We start from the raw sequence: 23,534 nt of genomic DNA, 5'->3' as shown, positions 1-23,534 counted from the left end.
GGGTCAGCAGGTGAGCGGCCTACGTTGGTTCGGCGGCGCCCCCGAACACCGAAGCGTGCTGCTACCCGGCCTGGCCGGGGCTACGAGTCGTACAGCATGTACACCGCCGTGTCCGTCAGCGCGCCCTGGAACACGGCGACGTTGTCGATGCCGCCGATCCACGGGTCCTTCAACTGGCCCTGCCACTGGACCCGGCCCACCAACAGCGGTCCGGTCGACACCATGGGCGTGAAGGAGATGTTCTGCGTGACCCCTTCGAGCTCACCGTTGACGTAGAGGCGGATCTGCTTCCGCCCGGCGTCGTACACGCCGACAAGGTGCGTCCACACGCCCTCCTCGGCCGTTGACGTCGACGTGATGCTGGCCGTCGGTGTGGTGGTGGTGTCCTCGTCGCTGATGGCGAACTGCCACTTGCCGAGAGTGGAGTTGAACTTGAGCCAGCCGCCGCTGGCATGCTGCCCACGTTGGGACACCGCCGTCCGCATGCCGTCGAGCCGGTCGAGCATCACCCAGGCCGACATCGTGAACGACTGATCGGTACGCAGGACCGGCTTGTCCTGCCACTGGGTGAACTCCAGACCGTCGGCGTCCGGTGGCGTGGTCCCCGCCTTCACCGCGCTTCGCCCGTACTCCGCGGTGCTCTCGGTAAACCCCTCCTCCGGGAAGTACTCGTCGTCGAGCCACAGCCCCGAGCCGTCGGTGGAGTAGCCGGCGCCAACGGCGGAGCCGCGTGTCAGTGCCAGCCACCGATCCCAGGTCGTCACCGCACTGGGTGCCTCGCAGGTGTCCCGCAGATCGGCCAGGTAGCTGGGCACGGCGAACTCGAAGTTCCAGTCGCCCACCCGCACCGGTGTCAGCATCCCCGGCTCGTGGAACCCGCCGGAGGCCGGATCCTGTGCCAGCTGGCCGACGAAATCCTGCGGCACGAGCACCCGGTCGTACGCCTGGACGTCGGCGACGGTGCCGTGGAACCAGTTGCTCGCTACGCCGGAGCTCCACCCCCGACCCACCGCGAACGTGCCGGTGGCGTTCCACGGCGTGCCGCTGCGGTCGACCTCGGCGACCAGTTCGCCGTCGACGTAGAGCCGGACCTTGCCAGCGGCCTTGTCATACACGCCCGCGATGTGCGTCCACCGCCCGACATCAGCAGATGTCAAGGCCGTGGCGCTGTACGCCACACGGGTGGTACTTGACTGATCGTCGCTGTCCTTCATCAGGAACGACCACCGTGGCGTCAACGGCGACCCGACCAACCGGGTACCCAGATGAAAACCGGCGGCGCTCGCCCCCGCCTGGGACGCGATGACGACATCGCCGGTCGTCGGCAGCGAGGTGAGCCGGACCCATGTGGCGATGCTGAAGGAGTTGGCCGTGTTGACGACACTGCCCGACGTAGTCAACACCGACGAGCTGCCGTTGAGGCCAGCGGTCTTGCCACCGTTCAGGCGAACATCGTCGACCCAGCTGACGTTGGACGCGCTCAAGTCGGTCTGACCACCCAGCGTGGGCTGCTGATCGGCGAGCGCGACCGTCTGGTCGACGCCGGGGTACTGCTCCAGACCCCACTGGGCGACGGCCGGTGAGGGTCGGGGCGCGGTGAAGGTGGCGGAGCCGATGTTGCCGAGATTGCCGGTGGCGTCGATGCCGCGAACCCAGAGGGTGTTCTGCCCGAAGCTGGGCACGGTGACGGTGACCGTGGCTGTTTTCGGGTTGGCGCCACTGGCGGCGACCTCGGTCGTGGGCGGGTTGGACCAGCCGAAGCGGAACTTGGTCACGTCCGTGGTAGTGGTGCTGATCGAAAAGGTCATCGTCTTGCCCGGGCCACCGGCGGTGCCCGGGGTGATCGTGGGCACCGGCGGCACCGTAGTGTCGGGGGTGAACTGGCACCACGACGACCACGAGCCGGTGATCGAGTACGGGGCCTTGTCGGTGCCCCTGGCGCGGAACGCGTAGGTCGGTCCCTTGGCGACCGTCACCGCGGAACTCGTCGCCCGACTATTCGGGGTGATTCCCGTCCTCGCCGGCGGCGGACTCTTACGGGCCGGGAAGGTGGACGTCACGGTGCCTATGCCGCCCGCCGGCACCTCGATCCACTCGAAGGTGCCGGTCAGTGAGTCGCTGCTGTCTGCGTCGGGGAAGACCGCCGAGAACGTCGGGGCCAATGTGCCGATCGTCAGCACACCGGAGCCGCAGGTCACGCCAGCGGCCTGGAGGGTGTGCGGGGCACCGGGCTTGGTGTCGTAGTCGACGATCAGCTTCGCATCGTTGGGAAAGAACTTCTTCCAACGATCCTCCGTCGACTCCCCCGACCCATCCGCCGCGCGGGCGGTGAACGCCACGGTGATCGAACTCCAGTTCCCGGTCGCCGCGGCCTGCACCTGACTGGTGGTGTTCGAGCCCTTAAAGTTCATGATCATGTCGGGTTGGATCGACGAACAACCGCCGGCCTCGTTCGCGTTCCCCGTCGCCGAGTTCAGGAACGCTCTCATCTTCATCGACGACCACGTCGCCTTCGGCGTCGCGTTGATCGCCGAGGTCAGATACATCGCCGACACCGTCGGCCCGCACGACCACGAGTGGTCCAGCTTCATCTGCACGTACGCCGACTCGATGTGCTTGCCCTTGAGCGACACCCCGTTGGCCGTCGTCGAGAACGCGAAGTACGACCGGTACAGGGCGCCAGTGTCCGGGTTCAGCCCCACTCGCGCGCGACTCGTGTCCGAGTTCGACGACCCGTTGTTCGTCCCGTACGCCCACTTGCTCTTGAACACCGACCACGCCGGGTCCACGAACAGCGGGAACACCGCATCCGGATGGTCCAGCAACGTCTCATCCGGACGCAGCACCAGGTGGTCGCCAGACACCTCGACATCGACCTTGCCAGTCCGTGCCGCGTCCCCCGCCACCGTCGCCGTCGACGGCGAGCTCTCGGTCAACGACCCCCGCGCCGAGACGCCGTCCACCGCCCCCACCCGGGAATCCCACATCACCGCCGGCTCTGCCGAAGCGACCACAGCACCACCTGCCATCGCCCGCAGGCCGCCATCCGGGCCCGCCACGACCTCGACGTCCCCACCGATGCGGAAGCGCGGCTCACGGACGTCAGGATGCGTCGCCGCCGCCCGCGTCTTGACCACCAGCACGTGCGTGAAGCCCGTCCGCGTCGCCCGCACCACCAGATCCACATCGGCAAGCACGTCCGCGTAGGTCAACGCATCCCCCGACACCGTCGGCGCCGGCAACGTCCCCGGCCACGACAGGGTGACCGTCCGCCCGCCACGCGTCAGCGTCACCATCGCCCCGTCCCCACCACCCGAGAACGCCACGTCCGCGACCGACACCCCGGGGCGCCACAACCCGTCCCCACCCCGGGCCAGATTGAGATCGATATCCCGCCAACTGCCGGCCTTACGGGTGCGCTGCGGCACCACCGCCGACGCGAACTGCAGCCGCCCATCCGGCAACGCGGTCACCTCGGCGAACTCCGTCCGCGACCCGTCCACCACCACCGGCTGCCCGCAGGAGGCAGCCAGCACCCTTGCCTCAACCTCGGAGCCGGCCACGTCCACGCACTGCCGTCCCGCCGCAACGACCCGCTCCGGCGCCGGAACACCGATCACCCCGACAGCCACCACCGCCGCCACCGCCGCGGACAACCCACGCCGCCACCGAACGCCCAACACACACCCCCGCTGAGAGCAAGCAGTGGCAGCGACAGTAGGGCCTCGACCTCCCCCCGACCGCCCCGCTTCGCCACGAAAAAACCGTCACCCACCACGCAATATCGATCATGAACAATGCATTGATGGGCGTGACATCGCTTGATCACTTAGGGCGACGGGAAACCGTTCGATGGAAATCAATATGTGATCAGGGGCACACCTTGTGCGCCGCCCTGCTGACCACTAACCTGCCCTGCCGCCGAGGCACTGGCGCACTGCGGCGGAGATCGCGACCCGCCGCCACCAGCACGCTCGGTGCCGATCGTGGCCGCCTCCACCCCACCGCCCACCGACGTGAAAACGCAGCCGGATGATGCAGGGCCCTCCAGTGCCGGCGTAGATCGACGAGGGCACCTCAGGCGAGGTGTAGCTGGACGAAGGCGGCCCACACCAACCACGTCCACCAGTCGACGTCGGATAGGTCAACCGCGCCCGTTTTACCCAAAAATCGTCCACTGTCAAGCGGTCTAACAACACTCTCGGAGACGCCGGCTCGACACGCCTACCAGGCGATTCACAGGCGCGATAGCCAAGATCGGCTCGCAGAACCACCCGAGTCAAGGGTTCCAGCAACGGCTTACCCGCCGCCACATCGAGCTTGGATAACGAAGTGAGGGTCCCCGCAAGTCTGTGACTGGTCGCCGGCTCCGGTAGGTAGGCCCGGTACAAATGCTTGACGAGCGAGTTAAAGGCGTAGCCCCACAACCTGGCGGCGCTGCTCAGCTTTGCTGAGCGAGTTGCCGTCGGTGACGTGCAACGCCCAGGGGGTCGGGCACGGTCCTTCGTGGTTGGGGTCCGGGCAGAGCGTCTCGACCAGGCGATCGGTCAGGGCGTCGACCTCACTGGCCGAGGCGATCACCGGGATGGTGATCCGCCACAGTTGGGTCGGGTCGGCGTCGCTCTCGGAAGTGGTCATACGTGGTGTCTCCACTTGTCGATGTCGGGGACCGCGACCGCGAGCACACTCGCCAGGGGATACCGAACCCCCCGCGGGTCACGCGGGTCAGGCACCCGCGCCAGAGCCGTCAACAGGCCATACGCCTTACCGCCAGCGGGCCGGGAGTCGGCCGCCGGGGCAGGGGCGTGCTGACGGATCACGTCGATCAGCGATGATGACATGCGCGGGTGTGGTCCTTCTCGGTGTCATGTTGTCTCAGCAACTCCATGATCACCGACGGGCCACACCCGTCTCCCTTCACCCTCCATACAGGCCACACGACCGTACGGCCAGGTCAGACGCACCTCAACCGATTACGCAAAGCCGCTGGGTCAGCCCATCGAGCGTTTCGTAGATTAGTGGTCGTTATTGTCTCCGGCAGAGAGGTTCCGGCGCGTGAACGACGAGCGGATCGGTAGGCTCATCACTCGAATTCGCGCGTTTGAGCAAGGCGACGCGCGCCCCGTTCAGGATCCGGAGGCGGCCGTCGAGGCGCGTGACCTACTGAGTCAGGCCGCAGGTGCCGAGGGTGGTCTATCGTTTGAGGTAGCACGCTTGGTGGCGTGGCTGCATTGGTGTCGCCATCGCGCCCTGCCGGAAGGTCAGGACGAGGGTGACTTGCGTACGGCGATGGGGCTGTTCACTTTGATATTCCAAGAAGATCAAAGTGCAGTACCTAGAGCAGTACGCGAATATCTGACTACCGATGGCTATAAAATCGATGCGGGTCGGCTGGCTGCGTTCGCTACGGGTCTACTCAAGCGGGTTGCAAGCCGGGATGACCCTGCTGCGTTGACACACGCCATTGCCGCCCTCACGGCCGCCTTATCTGCCACATCTGACGAGCACTGCGATCGGACCGGCCTGTTGTCGGACCTCGGAGTCGCACTGAGCTTCCGGTTCGAGCGCACAAGCGCGATCACCGACCTGGACGAAGCAGTGGCTGTTACCCGGGACGCCGTTGCCGCCACCCCAGATGGGCACCCCGAGCGCGCCAAGTATCTATCCAACCTCGGCAACCATCTGCGCATGCAATTCGAGGAGGGCGGAGCGATTACCGACCTCGATGAAGCAATCAGCGTTGGTCAGCAGGCGGTAACTGCCACCCCCGACGGCCATCTTGACCGGGCCGCGTATCTTTCCAGCCTCAGTCTCGCACTGCGTGCACGGTTTGACAGAACAGGGAAAATCGGAGAGTTGAACGAGGCGGTCCGCTTGGGTCGGATGGCAGTGGCCGAACTCTCGGACGGTCACCCAGACCATGGCGGCTGCTTGTCGAACCTAAGCGTCGCGCTTCTTTCCCGATTCGATCGGCTCGGGGCCGCTGCTGATCTGGACGAGGCCGTCAGCCTTGCCCGGCAGGCCGTTGCCGCAACCCCTGAAGGTCACCGCAAGTACGCGATCCGCTGGTCTTATCTCGCCATAGCACTGCACGGTCGATTCGGTCGGACAAATGAGATTGAGGACCTGGAGGCGGCAATTGCCGCGGGTCGGCAGGCGGTAAAGGCCACCGCCATCAATCATCCTCACCGCGCCGGGCGATTAACCAACCTCGCCTACATGCTGGCGGCTTGGTTCGAGCGGACTGACGTCGGGAGCTTGGATGAGGCAGTTCACCTTGGTAGGGAGGCGGCGGCAATCACCCCTGCTCATCACTCCGATCGCGCCGCGGTGCTGGCGAACCTAGGCAACACGCTAAGCACCTTGGCCGACCGTACCGGGGCTGTTGAGGACCTGAATGAAGCGACGATGGTAAGTCGAGAAGCCCTTGCGTCTGTCCCCGACGGACACCCTGACCGCGCCTCAATGCTTTGCAACCTTAGCGCCGCGCTGGCTACTCGGTTCGAAACCCTGAGAGTTGCTGGGGATTTAGACGAGGCGATACATGGGTGGGTGGAAGCAAGCCAGTCATCAGTCGCCCCAGCGATGGTTCGCCTATCCGCAGCCAAATCGTGGGCACACGCAGTCGTACAGCGTAGCGGTCCTGCCGCCGCAGCCGAACCCTACACAGAGGCGGTGAAACTGCTTCCGTTGCTGACTTGGAGGGGAATCAGCCATCGCGACCAGCAGTACCTTCTGCAGACCCAGTCCGTTTCACTCGCTCGCGATGGTGCCGCGTGTGCAATCGCCGCCGGCAGCCCCGATCTTGCTGCCACGCTGCTATATGCAGGCTGCGGAGTCTACTGGTCCCAAGTGTTAAGCACGCGCATCGACCTGACTGACTTGCACCACGTCGCGCCTGATTTGGCCGAGCAGTTGTCTAACTGCCGCGCCGCCCTCGATCGGTCCACCCTAGACGCCATTCAAAAGTGGCGATTGTAAACCTCAGCCGCTGCGTTGATCTCCGGCGCAGCCAGCCCACCAGTCCGTATCGAGGGGTTGCCGCTCATGTTGCCGACCACCTGAACATCGGGCAGGTCGCTTTACGGCGTCGCCGCTGGCCGACCCGGCGTACGTGTTGAACAGCTTCCGCCGCCGAGCGGGCAGCGGCGGGGGAAATGCGAGTCCGGTTTGAGCGCAGCCATCGAGGTACTTCCCGTCGCTGCCTGGCAACGCCAACACCGCCGCTTCGAGGAAAGGCCCTCCAGGCGAACAGCCCTCTCGCTCGCCACCGACGCCGCAGCCTGCGTCCTCAGCGCCGGCCACCGTACCAACGCCCTTGAGCTACCCGAACGCGGTCGCGCGGGTCTCTGGCCCCCAAGCGCTCGATAGCCAGGTGAACCACGACGCGCCACAGAGTCAAACATCCCTCTGTTCCACCGGTCGCCTCAGGTCGACGCCGAAGTGGAAACGGTCAGTCCTGGCATCAGTGCAGTAGGTGACGGCGGGCACCGACCTCGACCAGGCGCCGGACCAACTCTGGGTGCTCGTGTTTCAGCAATGACAGGTCGGGCCGCTGATCAAGCAGGCTGGTCCACAGCACCGACCGGCCCAGTTCCAGCAGCTCAATCGCAGCCGGTATGTCCGCCGCCGTCAGCTGCCAGGCCGCAGCGTCGGCACCGATTGCGGTGGTGCGACTCAGGTGCCGTTCCCGGGAGCGGCGGTCCAGTCCGGTCCAGGCGGCCTCGGGCAGCAGTCGAGCTGCCGCCGAGTATCCGGCGCGGGCCTGCTCGCAGTTGCCGGCCACGGCTGCGATACGGCCCCGTTCGACCGCTGCGGTCAGTCGGTCCTCGGCCGGTGTTTCAGCCGCCGCTTCCGCTTGTGCCAGTAGGTTCAGTGCTTCACTGGTGGCCGCGGTGTCATCGGTCCGCTCGGCGTACAGGTGCAGCGCGCGGGCGAGGTTGACCAGGTAGGTGGCCCGATCCGGTACTGGACGGCTGCCCGCCGATTCCAGCGCCTCGCGTCCCACGCTGATCGCAGCGGTCAGGTCGGCAGCCGAGCCGGTGAGCATGTACCGGCGGCTCAGCGCATGCGCGAGATTGGACTGCAGCGCGGCCCGCAGGACCGGTGCACCGGTGACCGCCGCGACCGCTTCCTGGTATTGCTCGATGGCCTCATCCAGGTCGTCGGGGCGGTCGCGGACCATCAGCACGCTGGCGAGGTTGGCGCGACGGCCAGGCCGCTCCGGTGCCTCTTTGGGAGAACCCGCGACAGAGGCGCGGGCGGCGTCCACTGCCTCGTCCAGGTCTGCGCAGTCCTGAACGACGGTGAACCGGTGGTAAAGGGCCGCTGCCAGTCCCGACCGGGAGGTCGCCAGGACGGCGGGACCGGTGGAGACCGCGACCGCCTGCCGGGCGGCGGTGATCGCGTCGTCCAGGTCGGTCAGGGCACCGAACTGAGTGAACCGGGCTAGCCGGGCGGCACTGAGGTTGCCGTACCGGGCTGCCAGGGCGCGGTCGCCAGGACTTGTCGCGACGACCGCGCGCTGCGCAGCGTCCACTGCCGCTTCTACGTCGGCCGGTGCGCCTGTCGCCTCCTGCCGCAGTCCATGGGCGGCGGACAGGTTCGACTGAGTCACAGCGGCGTGCGCGGTCCCACCGGCCAGTCGTGCCGCTTCCGCGGCCGCGTTCACCGCTTCGTCGAGCAGGGCTGGTTCGCCGTCCCGGGCGAACAGCTGCTGCAGGGCGGCGTACAGGTTGCCCAGGCAGCTGATCCGGTCGTTGACACCGGTTTCAGCGGCAGCAGCGGCCCGGGCCAGAAGAACCGCTTCGTCCAGGTCGGCCGGTGCGCCGTCGGTTTCGTACCGGGCGAGTAGCGCCAGACCCAGAGTGGTCTCGGCCAAGGGCCGAGCCCGGTGCGCCGGCCCGGCCGCGTCCACCGCCGATCGGGCGGCGGCCAGCGCTGCCTCCAGGTCGTCGTCGTGACCGGTGATTTCGTGCCGGGTCAGGTGGGCGGCGCCAAGGTTGGCCAGGTAGGTGACCTGGCCCGGATCGTCGGGTCCGGCGACCGCCACTGCCTTCGCGGCCACGTCGACCGCCTCGTCGAGGACGTTGCTGGGTGCGCCAGCGGCGAAGCGGAGTTGCAGAGTGTCGGCGAGGTTGGACAGGTTGATGGCCTGTCCGGCGGCGGTGCTGTCGGCCGCCGCCTGCCGGCCGAGATCGACAGCGGTGTCAAGATCAGCGACAAAGCCAGTCATCAGGTACCGGTTCACCAGCGCAACGGCGAGATTGGTCAGTGCCTCGGGGCCGCCGCCCAGACGTACCGCCTGTTCGCCGGCGGTGATCGCCTCGGCCAGGATGTTTGGGTCACCGGACACGTCGTAGCCGCGGGTCAGCACGAGGCAGAGCACCGCCGTCGCATCGGCGAGACTCTGGTCGTCGTGGCCGGGGCCGGTGACCGCCGCGCGGGCTGCGGCCTGCGCCGCGGTCAAGTCTCCCGAGTCCGCACTGATGGTGTGCCGAGTGATCAGGGCTGCCGCGAGGTTGGACAGGTAGACGCCGCCCGGGGCAGCGGCGGTCGCCGCCCGCAGCGCGGCCACTGCGGTGTCCAGGTCGGCCGGGTCACCGGAGTGGCCGAAACGGGCCAGCAGGGCGCTGCCCTGGTTCGACAGCCACGCGCCCCGGTTGGGGTCGGTGGACTCCGCGCGGCGTACCGCTTCCGCAGCCGACACGACTGCTTCGTCGATGTCGGACCTGTCCCCGGTGAGCAGGAACCGTTGCCGCAGCGTGCTGGACAGGTTGGACAGCCGTCGGGGCCCTCCGCCACCTTCGGTGCAGGCGGTTCGTAGCAGTCCCACCGCTTCGTCGAGCGCCTGAGGATCGCCGGTCTGCTCCCACGACCGGTAGGCCCGAATGCCGGTGGCCTCGTCCAGTTGCGCATGCAGCGAGGGCGGCAGCAAGCCTGGATCCAGCGTGTACAGGTCGGCGAACAACGGCACGGCGATGGCGACCTCGGCCTCTTTTGCCTCGGCGTCGACGTGGTCGGCCCGTACCCAATGCAGGTAGGCCACCGCGAGCATTACCTCTGCGTCCAGATGCTCTGCTCGGTCGACGATGGCCAGCAGGGCGGCTGCCTCTGCAGCCGCTTGCGGGCCGAGGACGTGAGCGCTGTCGAGGGTATCGGCGTACCGTGCCACTCTCGCCTCGACCCGAGCCAGCAGTACCTCCCGAGCGTCCGGCTCATCGCGTGCCACGATCGGAACGCTACCGGCTGGTGGCAGCCCGTGGTAATGCTAGAAGCGGATGACCACCAGATCGATCGGGGTGCCACCATCGCTGAGGATCTGCCCGACGCCGAACGGCGGCTCGCCGCCTTCGCCGTCGGCGACTACACCGGGGTGACCGCAGCGGGCACTGCATCGCTTGCCGAGCGCCTCGTCCGTGACTCCGCCGGAGCCGCGGGGACGCAGCTAAGGCACCGGATGTTGATCGTGTCGGCCTGCCTGCATCACTGCCGGGCCTTAGCTGTGGCCACATCGGAGGGCCGACGTGCTGCGAAGCGGCATGCCGGCGCTGTGGCCCTGGCCGTCGCCTTGGAGGAACCGCAGGTGGTGCCAATTTTGCTGCGACCGGTGGCCGCTATCGCCGCAGTCGACGCGTGTGCCGAGTTCCAGCGACGGGGATTGCTTGACTTGGCGATTGCAGCCGGACGCGTCGCGCTGCGCTGGGGCGCAGAGGCGACCGTGCGGGCAGGGCGGATCAACGTGGGTGCCGCGCTGGGTGAGCGGTTCGAGGCGACCGGCGATGTGGCCGACCTAGACGAGGCAATTGAGCTGTACCGAACCGCGGCCGTCGAGCCCGGACCACTGCGGGCCGACCTGCTCAACAATCTCGGCACCGCCTTGCTCGCCCGGTTCGGGCATACCCGGATGCCCGCCGACATCGACGACGCGGTCCGCTCCCTGTCTCAGGCCGCGTCCGGGTCCGGCTCGGCCGGGCACGCCGCGAACCTCGCTCAGGCCCTAACCGTCCGCTACGAGGCCACCGGAGACCTCGCCGACCTCACCGAGGCGGTACGCCAGGCGCGCCTGGCCGTCGACCACAGTGACCTCGACGACCCGGATCTCGGGGCACGGTTGTCGGGTCTGGGCTCGGCGTTGCGGACCAGGTTCGAGGCAACCGGCGACAGCGGTGACCTAGACGAATCGCTGACGGCGCACCGGCGGGCTGTTGCCGTGGTACCAGCCAGGCATCCGCGGGTTTTCGGTATCAAGGTCAATTTGGGCAACACCCTGCGTGCCCGATACGACCTCGCCGGTGCCTGGGCCGACCTCGACGAGGCGATCACGGTGACCGGTGACGCCCTCGCTACCGCACCCGCCGGGCATCCCGGCGTCGCCCGTTATAGCAGCAACCTTGGGGCGATGCTGCGGCTGCGTTTCCAGTCGACCGGCGCACGACACGACCTTGACGCGGCCGTCAAGGTTCAGCAGCAGGCGGTCTCCAACGCCGCTGCCGATGACCATTACCAGGGCCGTTATCTGTCCAACCTGGCCGGGAGCCTGCTTACCCGTTTCGAACGGTTCGGCGCCGGCGACGACCTGAACCAGGCGGTGCTATACGGCCGCCAGGCGGCCACCTTCGCCGGCCAGTCCCCCACCGACTGGGCCCGGTGCCTGTCGACGCTGGCCGGCGTGCTGCAGGCACGTTTCGACAGGCACGGCGCCGTCGAGGACATCGACGAGGCCGTCACCGTCGGCCGGCAGGCCACCGAACTGGTGCCTATTGGTCACATCGATCGACCCCGCTACCTTACGAACCTGAGCCTCTTCCTTCAGGCCCGGTTCACCCGCACCGAACAAGATGCCGACCTCGACGAGGCGATCAGCACCATGCGGGAGGCGGTCGCAGCCACCCCGCCGAGCAGCCCCGCCCTACCCGCTCGACTGTCCAACATATGTGTTATCCGGCAGACCCGATACCTGCGTAACGGTGACCTCACCGAACTCGATGCGGCGATCGTCGATGGGCTCCGCGCGGTCGATCAGACCGACGGCAGCGCCCCGGAGCGGCACAGCCGGCTATCCAACGTGGGTCTCGCGCTGCTGCGCCGGTTCGAGCGCACCCGTCAGCCACAGGACCTGGACGACGCCGTCCGGCTGGGCACCGAGTCGGTCGCGGCGGCCGAGCCAGGGTCGCCGGGCTGGTCCCGGTCGCTGGTCAATCTCGGCAGCGCGTACGAGCAGCGGGCGACCGCCACCGACCTACGCGAAGCCCGGGACTGCTGGTGGTGTGCCGCCTCAGCACCCGCCGCGCCGGTAGCCGTCCGGACTGTCGCGGGCACGGCGTGGGGCCGGACCGCGGCCCGGCTCGGTGCCCGAGCCGATGGCGCCGACGGCTATGCCACCGCGGTGCGCCTGCTGGCCGCGTTGTCCTGGCCGGGTGTCCGACGCGTCGATCGGGAGTATGCGATCGCCGGCTGGTCCGGCCTGGCCCGGGACGCGGCCGCTACGGCCACCGATGCCGGCCGGCACACGACAGCTGTCACGCTGCTCGAAGCAGGCCGCGCAATCCTGTGGGCGCAGATTCTCGACCGGCGTGCCGACCTGGCCGTGTTGCGCAGCCAGGCGCCCGAGCTTGCCGCCTCACTCGAGCGAGTACGTTCCGAGCTGGACGGCTCGGAGGAACTGGATCAGCTCTCCGGCGCCATCGGAGGACACCGATCCGATGGGTTCAGTGGCCCGAAGGACGCACACCTCGCCGGGAAGGACGTACCTTTTCGTCGCTGACCCGCGAAACCCGACCCGACGGGTATGCGTCCACCGGGGCTCAGAGCGTCCATCACGTGGCTCTTGCCAGCCCTCACTGGCTGTCTTGATCGAGTTCCGCCCGGATCCGGCGCAGCCGGGCAGCCACGGGTGAACCGGCCGCAGACAGGGCGGCGAGGGTACGACGGTCGTCGAGCATTCTTCCCCAGAGCACCGCCCGACCGTGCTCGAGTAGTTCCACCGCCTCGACGCGACAGTGAGCGTCGATCGCGCAAGCTGCGGCGTCGGTGGCCAACAGGTAGGCATGCGACCGAAGGATCCGCCGCTGATCGGCCGGATACACTCCGGGCCAGGCCAGCAACGGCAACAGATCCCGCACCGCGGTGCCGTAGTGATCCGCAGCGGCCGCTGGACCTCGTCGCTCTGCAACAAGGCGCGCCCGCTCACGGGCCGCAGCCAGCCGGACCGCGGCCGGGCCGGTGGTGTCGTCGGCCGCCTCCGCCCAGGCTGCCGCGGCCGCGGTCGGGTCGGCAGCCGACTCCTCGATCAACCGGGCCAGGTTCGCGAGGTACGCGGCCCGGTCAGGGCTGCCAGGAGGTAAGAGGGCCACCGCCGCCCGAGTGTGCCCGGCTGCCTCGGCAAGTCTCGGGCTGTCCCGCCGCAAGACTTGTCCGAGTTGAACCAGTGCGGCCGCCCTCCGGGCCGCATTCCGCGCGGTGCGAACAGCCTCCCGCGCGGCCGACTCGGCCAGCACTGCATCGACGCCCGCCGGATCGTAGTCGAGCAGACGGACGACGGTACCTAGAACGTTGACGAGATGATCTGCCCGCTCCGGGTGGTCGGGCGGTAGGAGATCGACTGTCCGCTCCCCCACCGCGAGGGCCCGCCGCAGCCAAGTGACATCGCCGCTCAGGTCGAACCGGGTACGCAGGATCGTGCCCGCCTGCGCGAGGTAACGGGCACGCTCTGCACCGTACGCCCCGGCCGCCGCACGGCCGATGGCCCGCTCCGCCGCATCCAGATCGGCGACGGCCCCATACAGCTTGAACCGGTCGTACAGGACGCTGCCGAGGTTGCCTCGGTATCCAGCGTTTCCGGGATCGCTTGTCACGGCGGCCTGGAAGGCTACGACGGCATCGTCGAGCTGGCCGTAGGCACGCAGCCCGCTGCCCAACTGTGACAGGATCGCCGGACGGATGGGGTCGTCCTCCCTCGTCCCCGCGAGTGCTCGCGCGGCCGCCTCCACGGCGGCGGCCACCTCACCGGCTTCGAGCAGGGCCATCGACCAGTTGAGCAGGGTGATCGCGTGCCGGGCCGAGTCGTCAGCGGCTGCCTCTACGGCCCGCCGATGCAGGTCCAAGGCGGCATCGAGCCCGGTGCCGAAACGACGATGCACCTCGGTCAGCAGCAGTGCCTGGTTGGACAGCGCGGTGGCCCAGTCGGGGTCGCCCGAAGGCATGTTGACCAGTACCTGGTGACCGGCCACGACCGCCGCGTCGGCGTCCACGCGCGTTTCGGTACGGCGGAAGCGCAGGGCCAGCGCGGCTGCGAGGTTCATCCACGCACTCATATCACCGCCTGCAGCCACAGCTGCCCGGCCAGCCTCGATGGCGTCGTACAGGTCAGTATCCTCGCTGGTGCGCAGGTACCGCTCCTGGAGCGCCCCGGCGAGTCCCGCCAGCGCCGTCGCCTGGTGCCGGTCACCGATCGTGGCAACAGCTCGTCGGCTGAGCTCGACGGCCTCGTCAAAGTCGGCCAGCCGACGGCTGCGGGAAGCTCTCACACGGGCGTCGCTCGCCGCGTTGAATAGCTGCTCGGGGGTCATCTGGCCAGTGCCCCGCCGAGACGGTACATGGCGGCGGGGATATTGGAGCGCACCGGGGACAGAGCGGCTAGCTTCCCCCGGCTCGGCAGCGTTTTCCGTAGCGGCAGTGCCCGCCCGCATTCGAGGAGCCGCACTGCATCCTGCAGGCTGGTATGAAGAATCGCCGCCGCTGGATCCTTGCGGTCGAGTCCGGTCAACAGGTCAGGATCGTGCCAAATCGAGTCTCGACGAGGGCTACACATGCTCGGCATCACCCCGATTGGCTGGCACTCAGCCTACCTGGGCAGCGGCGGATTGTGCTTCGATGCTCCGAGCGGCATATTGAAGTGTGATGACCTGGGGTGACGCGGCGGCCACGGAAAGGGTAGTGGCCACGCTTCCGGCCGGTTCTCGTGCTCAGGCCCGCGAGCTCAGCGAGTTGTCCAACCGCTACGCCGAGGAGGGTCGCTGGCAGGAGGGGCTGGCTGCCGCGGAGCGGGCTGAGATCATTCTTCGAGGGCTCCCGGCCCTCTGTCGTGAGCACCGCGAGGATCTGGCCGCCCTGCTCACTAATCTGTCGAATCGCTTGGGTGACCTCGCGCGTCCAGTTGACGCCCTCGGGCCGGCTCGCGAGGCGGTTCTCATCTTCCGGGAGCTCGCCGATGGTGAACCGACTCCGGACGTCGCGCTATCGCTCAACAATCTCAGCATCTGGCTGTCGGAGGCAGGTCGGCGAGCAGAGGCGCTCATCGCGGCGCACGAAGCGACAGAAATTTATCGATTCTGTGTGACCCGGCATCGGCGTCATCGGCCGCAGCTCGCAGCCGCCCTGAACAACCTGTCCAACCGGCTGGCGGAGTCCGCGTTGCCGGTGGGAGCGGAACAGGTGATCGCGGAGGCTGTCGGGGTTCGCCGAGACTTGGTGCGGATGTCGCCTCGGCAGCACGCTGCGGACCTTGCCAGCAGTCTGAACAACTGGGCGTATCGGCTGGTCGATCTCGGCCGCGGCACGCAGGCGCTCCCCGTCGTCGATGAGGCGGTGCGGCTCTACCGGAAGCTCGCGAGGACGCAGCCGAGCCCGTACCGAGGCGACCTTGCCATCGCCCTCGACACTGCCGCGTCGTGCTTCAGCCTTGTCGCCCGCCATGACGAAGCAGCGGCCGTGTCAGCGGAGTCGGTGGCCATCTACCGGTCTCTGGCCACCGCGTTCCCCGGCGTCTACGACACCCGGTTGGCGTTGGCGCTACTGACCCGCGGTCGTCTCCGGATGGCTGCAGGAGATTACGCCGAGGCGCTCGTCGCCTTTCGCGCCGCCGGGGAGGTCGTGACCGGTGATCCGATGGTTGAAGTAGAGGTGGCCCGTGGTGTCGGCGCGGCCCAGTACGGCCGCGGTCGCTTCGCCGACGCGCTGACGGCATACCGACTGGCCGTCACCATGCTTCCCGCGACGGCGGCGCGGTCGCGGTTGCGTCGGGACAGCGAGCTGGGTCTCGGAGAGCTGAAGGACCTCGCTACGGACGCCACCGCAGCCGCGATCCGTCAAGGTGAGCTGTCCCAAGCGGTGGAATTCCTCGAGCAGGCCCGAGGGGTGCTCGCTGCCGCCCAGCTCAATTTACAGGGGAGTCTCGCCCGGCTACGAGCGGCGCATCCGACAGCCGCCGCGGCGCTGGACGAGCTTCTGCGCCGCACCGACGTACTGGACCGGGCGGCGCTCCAAGCGCCGAGGCGGTAGACGGGCGTGGGTGTCACTGGCGCTGATTGGTTCAGCTGCTGGGGTGGACTATTAGACCTTCACGTGTGTTGACGGACCTTGACGCTGCCCTAGAACATCGAAGTTGTTGTCCGTGGCTCCGGTCGCCGATCCCGGAGGTGTCGTGTGCTTGCCAACATCGTCGCCGGCTTGATCACCACTGTTCTTATCGCCCTCGGTGGCTTGCTTTGGCGGCATCGGGGGCATTTCGGTCTGCTGAGGGCCACTGTGTTCCCGTCCGGGCGGCTACGTGTGTCGGTTGCCGCCCTGCTCCGGGTCAAGGACGACGACAGCTACGTCCTCTTCCATAACCCGATCCGGCCGCATGCGTACGGCCCGCCGGGAGGAGTTGTCAAGTACCGCAGCGGGGCCCGAAAGGCGCTAGACGCCGTCGGTTTTGTCGACCAGAGGCGCTCGACCGGGCGGGTGGCGGCGATGCGGCATGATCTGCGCGGTTTCGTTCCGTCTCGGAGCGGCATCGACTTTCTCCGTTGGTATAGCCGAGGCGACGACCGAGAGTCCGGGCCCGAGTGCCTGCGCCGCGAACTACGCGAGGAACTCGCCGAGGTCGGGCATCCAGAGTTGGTGCCGCTGACCGAGAACCTGCGGTTCGCGCTCGTCCGCACTGTCTTGGAGAGACCCCGGCCGACACCGGGCAAGCAGTACTCGACCCTTCGTTCATTCGAGGTGTACGACGCGGTGACCGATACACCTGAGGCCGCAGAGCTAGTGGGCCGCCTCGTCGCGCTCGGCCACAATCCGGCAGAGACGCAGATTGTCCTGGTTGATGCCAGCGACATTGAGGATGGCCGGAGTGGTGCGCACCTCATCAGCCCACAGTCGGCATTCCTGCTTGGAAATCGGCGGATTCACCAGGACCTCCCCGGGCTGAGCTGACAGACGCCGGCGAGCGCGCGAACGGTGCCTGGGCCATGCCGGCAGGTCCACAGGTCGCACGGGCTGTGGACCGCTCGACCCAGTTCGTCTGGGCTCAGGAGTTGGGGTTCATCGGGCTATCGGACAGGTCGCACCACGGTCGCTCGCCTGGAGCGTCGGCGTGAGCACGCCGAGCGCACCTGCGGGTCGGGCATGTGTAGACCGCCTGCCCGATCGGCCCGGTTTCGGAGCCGTTTATCATGCGTTCGTAGGCGTCTGACCAAGACTCCTTGACGACGTCCCGCTCGTCGCGTTCGCGTTGCAGCATTTCTTCGCGGAATGCCTGCCAGTCCAGGAGTACTTCGTCCACGCAGTCCTGTTTTCTCAGCTCGTGGAACCGATCTGCCTGCTCGGTCCGGTACGCCCAACGCCGCAGGTCGGGGAACTCGTCGCAGATGATCGCCCAGCTCTCGCTCGGCACCGGATGCGGCTCACCGGATCTGTCCTCGTTCGACACTCGCACTCTCGCTTCTTGGGCACCCGCATGACGTCATGACTACTGTATGACGTGGCGCGCGGCTCGCCTCTCCACGGACAGGCAGCATTGACGGAGGGTAGGGCGAGATGGCCAGGTACGTCACTTTCGCCCCTGGGGTGATAACGGCCGACGACGAGGACGAAATCGACGAGGTCTTGCAGCGTCTGCCTCCGGACGTCTGGGGCACGGGGGACGTCGCGATCCTGGTCAGCAAGCGGTTCACCGGCGCCGGTGGAGCTCTGGTGCTGCAGATCGAGGTTCGGTCCAGAGCGTCGACGTTCATCGAGGTGGTCAAGGTGGGACCGGCCGCCGAAATTGAGGCTGAGCTAAAGGCCTGGGAGACGGTCATCCGTCCGGTCGCCACCAGGATGTGCACGCCGATCCGACACAGCACCCTCGATCCAGGCTGCCCTCCATCCAGCAACGGCCGAGAGGCAGTCGTCTACGGTCATGTCGGGCAGTTCGCCGGCCGACCGGACGCCACCGTGACGACGCTCGAGGCCGTGTTCACTGATGCCTCGCTGGGTAATCAGACGGCCGCGTACCGGGCCAGCGAGGCGATCGGGGAGCTGTTCACCCAGGCCGAGACCTCGCTATATGCCGGGGCCGTTGCCGTTGATCCGGAGACGTCACTGCAGGACATGATCTCGACCCTCGGGCCGGACCTCACTCTCGAGGTCACGCACCTCGCCGATGCATCAGGCGACGTCTGGAGTAGCGGCACCGCAGACCGGGCATCCCGCCGACTTACCGAACGCACGATCTGGAAGGCGGGTTCCGGTTCCCCAGCCGCCGACAACCTGGTCGGCCAACCGGTACGGGTTGACGGCGTCGAACTGAGCCAGCGGAACAGCCGCTTCATCGGCCGGATCAGGTTCGCTACCGTTGAGCTTCGCGGGATGCCCCTGGACATGCCGTTCCCTCCAGGCACTGTCGAGGTGCACGGCAAGGTCGCCAGCGTCCGCCGGGGTGTGGTCATGTCCCGGGTGCTGGACGCCCTACCCGGCCTCATCGAGAATGGCGAGACGATCCGGGCACCGAAGATGCAGGCCCCGCACCCGTTCTCGGCGCTGCGGGAAGCCCTGGAAGTGTCCTGTCGCCCGGTGCGGGGCACCCGGGTGCACGGGGACCTGAATGCTGGCAACGTGCTGCTGGTCAACGCTGATCCGTACCTTATCGATTACGCCCGCAGCGTCGGCGTACAGAAAGAAAAGCAGCTGCTCGCCGACTTCGCGTGGCTGGAGATCAACCTGATGCGGGCCATCGGAGGTGATCCTTCGCTCGCCGACCTGGTCACCGTGCAACGACTGGTCACCACGGCTGCCGCCCTGCTACCGGCGTCCGGTGCCGACGCCCCGTCCGGCCTTGGTTCGATCCCCGGGCTCACTCTCTCGCAGCCTGGTCTGGCCCCGATTTGTGCCGTGCTGCTTCGGCTCCGTCGCCACGCGTACCGCTGCTACCCCGAGGGCAGCCGCGACCGCTGGCTCGTCGACTACAGTCGCCACCTCGTGCTGGCCGCCCATCGCACCTTCAAGTGGTCGGACGGGCAGCAGTCCGCCACCCGTTGGGCGGCCTCCGTTGCCACCGCCGTGGTGGCGGGTGAGTGGGTGGAGCCGGTGGCCCCGTTCCGGTTCTGGACCGCCTCGATGCTCAACGCCGCTATCGAGATGGTGGCGTCAGCCGCGTACCAGACGCCTCGTTGCGCGACGAGGCTGCTCGGCAGCCTGACTCGAGAAATCGACGGACGGGGGCTCGCTGGGTTCGAAGGCACCCTCGCCGCCGCGGCCAACAGCCTGTCGGGCGCCGTTTACCAGGCAAGAAATCCCGCTGTGTTGGCACCGTTCATGGAGCTTTCCGTGATCAGGGACAACGAGCCACCTACGGCAGCGGTCGAGGTTCTGACCGGCACGAGTTGCGCGGCGCTCATCGGCGCTGCGGGCACCGGCAAGAGCACCGTGGCCCAGGAGATGGCGAACCGGTTGATGGCCGTCGCCACCAACCGCGAAACCGTGCGGGATCCGGGCCGGCATCGGCTCCCGGTGCTCGTCTCCGCCGCCGACCTGCTCGAACCCGGTGTCACGGTGGCCGAGGCCCTTGCCCGGCATGCTCCGGTTCAGGACGCCGTTTCGATCGAAGACCTGATGGACGCGGGATGCCTGCATCTCATCGTCGATGGCGGCACGCCGACGGGCCTGCTCGATCGCGTCGTCGCGCTGCGACGCAACCACCCCCGTCTGCCGCTACTGGTCACCAGCCGGTCCGCCGAGGGCTTCGGTGCGGACTTTTCGGTGTACCGACTGCAACATCCGACTCCGGAACAGGCGGTGCCGTTCCTCGCCGAATCGGCCATTCGCCGCGGGATCCCCATGACAGCTCTACGGGACGTCCTCGCCGGGCGCGGAACACCACGGATTGACGAGGTCTTCAGAACTGCGGAAGGCGTCACGCTACTGGCCCGGCAGTTACGCCCGAAGGTCCGACCGAGCCTGGCCGACCTGCTCGACGCTGCTTTCGCTCGCCTCGACGACCAGCAGACCGTCCGGGTCGCGGAGATTCTGGCCGCAGACCTGGTAGACCGCGATGTCGAGCAGAGCACCGAGGCTGCCGCCGAGGTGCTGTTCGCAGCCGATCCGGCCGGGTGGCGTGCGGCTCGCGACCGTCTGCTCCATGAGCAAGTGCTGGAGTCGCAAGCGGGAATGCTGTCCTTCGCCCGGCTGGCTCACCGGGACTGGTTCGCGGCCCGCGCCGCTGGCCGAGAACCTGCGGCGCTGCCCGACCGTGCGCTGCGTCTGTCCTGGCAGGAGCCACTGCGGCTGGCTGCGGCCCGGCGCGGCGCGGCGGACCTGGCCGCTACCTTGACGCAGATCGCCCGTCACACCGATCCGCGGTTCGCCGCTCGACTTCTGGCGATGATCGCTCCGGAGGACCCCGGCTTCATCGCGGAGCAGGTCGCCGCACTGCGAAATGTACGAGCCGCTCGGTTCGCACAGCAGGTCGCTGCGGAGGCCCTGTACGCCCTCGGCGAAGCGGGGATCAGGGCCCTCTGCGGCGTCGTTCGCGACAACCGCCTCTCCCCGGCAGCGCGGTCGGCTGCCATACGACCGCTGGTGAGCGACGAGCCAGCGTCGAGCGACGAGCCGGTGCGACTCGCCGCCCATCTGCTTGGCGACGAGCCGCAGCCGGCGCGACTGCGCACAGCCGCAGTGGATCTCGCTGTCCGATACAACGCGGTCCACCTGGTCGCCGTCATCGCCGAGCACTGCAGCGTCCAGTCACCCTGGCACTATCACCAAGCCGCACACGATGCTCTTCGCCGTCTCGGCGCAGCATTACCTCGACGCGTGCACCGGGAGTACACCGCCGCAGCCCGACGCCGGATGGACCGGCTCTCACAGGTGCTGCCGCGACTGACGACAAACGCCACCTACGACGCCGCTCAGCGGGAACGCGAGTTCCTGCTGATTTCACCGCTGCGCCAGGACCGCGACGTGCTGCTCGCTCACCGCTGGGACTTCGAGATCGGCCCGTACGCCGCTGACATGCTCGCACAGTTTCCGACCGGTCCCACGGGCCGACCGGAGTCGGAGACCCCGCTACCGCAGGACCTAGCCGGTCTGGTGACCGCCGTCGGGTCGCTGACCGCCCTCAGCGCACGCAGCCCTCGGCAGAACGAGACCCTGGCCCGGCTCCTGACCGCGGCCAGGCAAATGAATCCAGTCGCTGGCGCGCACCTCGCCGAGCAGGTGCACGTCACGCTGACGGCCGCTGACAGCCCCGACCGGCTCCGCTGGCCGATCCGGGTCGCGCTGGCCCGTTGCAGCCCGGACGCTGCCACCGTGGAGACCCTGTTGCGCTCCGACGACGCCAACGATCGGGTGCTGGCCGTCGCCACCCTCGCATCGGCCTCCTTCCTGTTGGACGCCGCCCCACCACGGGTTTGGCCATTGAGCGAGGTGGCCCGTGATTCGCTGCGGGCGCTTCGGCCTCACACCGCTCCCACATGGGACGTGGTGGCGTACCTGCGGGCGGCGGCGGCCACCGGCCTCGCGGAGGGCCTGAGCCTGGCGGCCGACCTGCTGACGCTCCCGACGCTGGCGGAACTGACGCGGATGGTCTCCCACCCGGTCCACGGGGTGCTCACCCTCACCGCTCGCTCCGAGGTCCTGTCCGCCGCAGGCTATTTGGCCCGACGGCACCCGGGCAGCACGGCGGCGGCGGCGACCGAACAGATCAGGGGGATGGACCTGACCGGTGCCCATCCCAGTGACGTCACCGGCAGGCTGATCGGGCTCGCCTTTCTGGGTGACGCCGAGGTGGTACTGCGCGGGCTCGACGGCGCCGAGCCACGACTGCACGCCGCCGCTCGACACGCCGTCGTCCACTGGGCGACCGTCTGGTCCGACCGGAACCTGGCGCGGGACGTGGTCGCCGCCCTGCTGCACCACGGCGACCACGACCGCCGGGCCCATTCCACACTGTTAGAGTTGCTCCGGGAACTGTCCGTGGAGACCGGCCGGCTCACGGCCCGAGGTGGATGAACGGCGTCCACACGCTCAACCGCTCCGTCTCCCTCAACCGACGTAGCACGGTATGCAGGCGAAGAACCGAGCCAGCTGGGTCGAACGGTTCGTCCTGGGGGTTGTAGACGGCGGTAGCTACCTCAGCCGCGACTGAGGAGTTGACCGTCCACAGCGTGCCGATGACGTGCCGGTAGCCGGTGTAGTGCAGTGCCGCAGCCAGTGTGATTGCCTCGTCGGCGAGGCCAAGGCCGCCGGTCGCGGTCTTGCAGGCGGATAGGAAAGCAAAGTCGCCCTGGTGTTGCTCGGCGCTGAGCCGTGCGACGGTCAGAACGTCGTCGGCGAGTCGCAGGCCGCCCTGTGACGGGTCGTCGAGCAACTGGTTGCCGTGGCAGCTCAGGTGGGCCCATCGGTACGTGGGCAGCAGCCGCGCCACCTCGTCGACCGTCGCCTCCGGCCCGTCGAGGACGCGGTGCCGGCCGGGGAACCGGCGTTGCAGCATGGCGCGCTCGGCGGCGGCTTCCGGTAGGGGCGGCTCGTCACCGACCTGCGGCACGGTCACGATCAGCAGTTCGGGCGTCCTATCCTCGGGCAGCGGCTCCCGGGCCTGCATCAACGCACGCAGCGTCGGCGTGTACGACGACACCACCCGGTCGAGAACGGTGGGCCGGTGCGTCCCGTCAGTGAGGTGATCGCCGGCGGCGTGCAGCGGGAGCATGGTGAGCAGGCCGGTGGGGCACCACCACAGGCGTGGCCAGGTTGACTCGTCACCATCAGGTGTCGCTGTGAAGCCCAGTTCGTCGAGGACGGGTTCGGCAACCGTCCGCCACAGCCATCGTAGGATGGCCCGGAGCATTTTCTCCGCACGATCCTCTGCTGCCGAGAGTTCCTGCTCGGCCTGCCCCAGGTCACCGACGCCCTGTTTCGCCTGCCACCAGGCCCTCCAGCGTTGGCTGACCATGTCCAGAACGGTAAGGTATGCCCTGGTCTTTTCCTCCACCTCAATCGCGCGGAGGTCGGGCAGCTCACGGACCCGCACGCCACCGTCCAATACCAGCAGCGCGTCACACCGCCACCGACTGACGTTGATCATGGCGACCGGGCCGTGTTCTGCGGCAGGCAGCAGCTTCTCCAGGGGCGGCGGCTTAAGGAAGTCCTCGAAACCCGGCAGTTTCCGCACCTGTTCAACCAGCGCGTCCCACTCCCGGGTGAGCGCCATCCGACGGTCGACCATCCGGGAGATGTCCGACTCTTCGGCGAAATCGCTACTGGCCACTGCCTCACCCTTCATACCACCCGACTGT

At 68.0% G+C, this 23,534-nt stretch carries 11 protein-coding genes; 5 read left to right on the top strand and 6 right to left on the bottom strand.

Annotated elements, in window-relative coordinates; genetic code table 11:
- Positions 1–80: 80 nt before the first annotated feature.
- The gene (locus O7601_RS17845; protein ID WP_281562242.1) at positions 81–3,680 is read right to left on the bottom strand and encodes a LamG-like jellyroll fold domain-containing protein; all 3,600 of its coding nucleotides are present in this window, start codon (positions 3,678–3,680) and stop codon (positions 81–83) included.
- Positions 3,681–4,407: 727 nt separating this feature from the next.
- The gene (locus tag O7601_RS17840) at positions 4,408–4,638 is read right to left on the bottom strand and encodes a hypothetical protein (RefSeq protein WP_281562241.1); all 231 of its coding nucleotides are present in this window, start codon (positions 4,636–4,638) and stop codon (positions 4,408–4,410) included.
- 417 nt (positions 4,639–5,055) lie between these two features.
- Between O7601_RS17840 and O7601_RS17835 the strand changes: the two genes are divergently transcribed.
- Entirely contained in the window at positions 5,056–6,981 is a 1,926-nt protein-coding gene (locus tag O7601_RS17835) for a tetratricopeptide repeat protein (RefSeq protein ID WP_281562240.1), read from the top strand.
- Between the two features lie 484 nt (positions 6,982–7,465).
- On the opposite strand, the gene O7601_RS17830 is transcribed toward O7601_RS17835, so the two are convergent.
- Positions 7,466–10,231, bottom strand: a complete 2,766-nt coding sequence (locus O7601_RS17830) for a hypothetical protein (protein ID WP_281562239.1) — start codon at positions 10,229–10,231, stop codon at positions 7,466–7,468.
- Positions 10,232–10,267: 36 nt separating this feature from the next.
- On the opposite strand from O7601_RS17830, the gene O7601_RS17825 reads away from it, so the two are divergent.
- Positions 10,268–12,766, top strand: coding sequence for a tetratricopeptide repeat protein (locus tag O7601_RS17825; protein ID WP_281562238.1), 2,499 nt, complete (start codon positions 10,268–10,270; stop codon positions 12,764–12,766).
- 73 nt (positions 12,767–12,839) lie between these two features.
- Here the strand turns inward: O7601_RS17825 and O7601_RS17820 are convergent, their stop codons facing one another.
- Positions 12,840–14,528 carry a hypothetical protein gene (locus O7601_RS17820; RefSeq protein ID WP_281562237.1) on the bottom strand — a complete coding sequence of 563 codons (1,689 nt, stop codon included), beginning with the start codon at positions 14,526–14,528 and terminating at the stop codon, positions 12,840–12,842.
- 373 nt (positions 14,529–14,901) lie between these two features.
- Between O7601_RS17820 and O7601_RS17815 the strand changes: the two genes are divergently transcribed.
- Positions 14,902–16,281, top strand: coding sequence for a tetratricopeptide repeat protein (locus tag O7601_RS17815; RefSeq protein ID WP_281562236.1), 1,380 nt, complete (start codon positions 14,902–14,904; stop codon positions 16,279–16,281).
- Positions 16,282–16,425: 144 nt separating this feature from the next.
- Entirely contained in the window at positions 16,426–17,196 is a 771-nt protein-coding gene (locus O7601_RS17810) for a hypothetical protein (RefSeq protein WP_281562235.1), read from the top strand.
- A 94-nt stretch (positions 17,197–17,290) separates the two neighbouring features.
- On the opposite strand, the gene O7601_RS17805 is transcribed toward O7601_RS17810, so the two are convergent.
- Entirely contained in the window at positions 17,291–17,698 is a 408-nt protein-coding gene (locus tag O7601_RS17805) for a hypothetical protein (RefSeq protein WP_281562234.1), read from the bottom strand.
- Positions 17,699–17,799: 101 nt separating this feature from the next.
- Between O7601_RS17805 and O7601_RS17800 the strand changes: the two genes are divergently transcribed.
- Positions 17,800–22,251 (top strand): hypothetical protein, encoded by a 4,452-nt coding sequence (locus O7601_RS17800; protein WP_281562233.1) that lies wholly within the window; start codon positions 17,800–17,802, stop codon positions 22,249–22,251.
- On the opposite strand, the gene O7601_RS17795 is transcribed toward O7601_RS17800, so the two are convergent.
- Positions 22,232–23,506 (bottom strand): CHAT domain-containing protein, encoded by a 1,275-nt coding sequence (locus O7601_RS17795; protein WP_281562232.1) that lies wholly within the window; start codon positions 23,504–23,506, stop codon positions 22,232–22,234. The two genes, O7601_RS17800 and O7601_RS17795, sit on opposite strands and share 20 nt — an antisense overlap.
- Positions 23,507–23,534 lie beyond the last annotated feature (28 nt).

The organism is Verrucosispora sp. WMMD573, from assembly GCF_027497175.1.
GTDB lineage: Bacteria > Actinomycetota > Actinomycetes > Mycobacteriales > Micromonosporaceae > Micromonospora.
The sequence above is the reverse complement of the archived record's forward strand: the minus strand, read 5'-3'. Positions and strand labels throughout refer to the sequence as shown.

Bases quoted from the DNA above. Each gene is read 5' to 3' on its own strand.
- O7601_RS17840 (WP_281562241.1), bottom strand. From the start codon at position 4,638: ATGACCACTTCCGAGAGCGACGCCGACCCGACCCAACTGTGGCGGATC.
- O7601_RS17825 (WP_281562238.1), top strand. From the start codon at position 10,268: ATGCTAGAAGCGGATGACCACCAGATCGATCGGGGTGCCACCATCGCT.
- O7601_RS17815 (WP_281562236.1), top strand. From the start codon at position 14,902: ATGACCTGGGGTGACGCGGCGGCCACGGAAAGGGTAGTGGCCACGCTT.
- O7601_RS17800 (WP_281562233.1), top strand. From the start codon at position 17,800: ATGGCCAGGTACGTCACTTTCGCCCCTGGGGTGATAACGGCCGACGAC.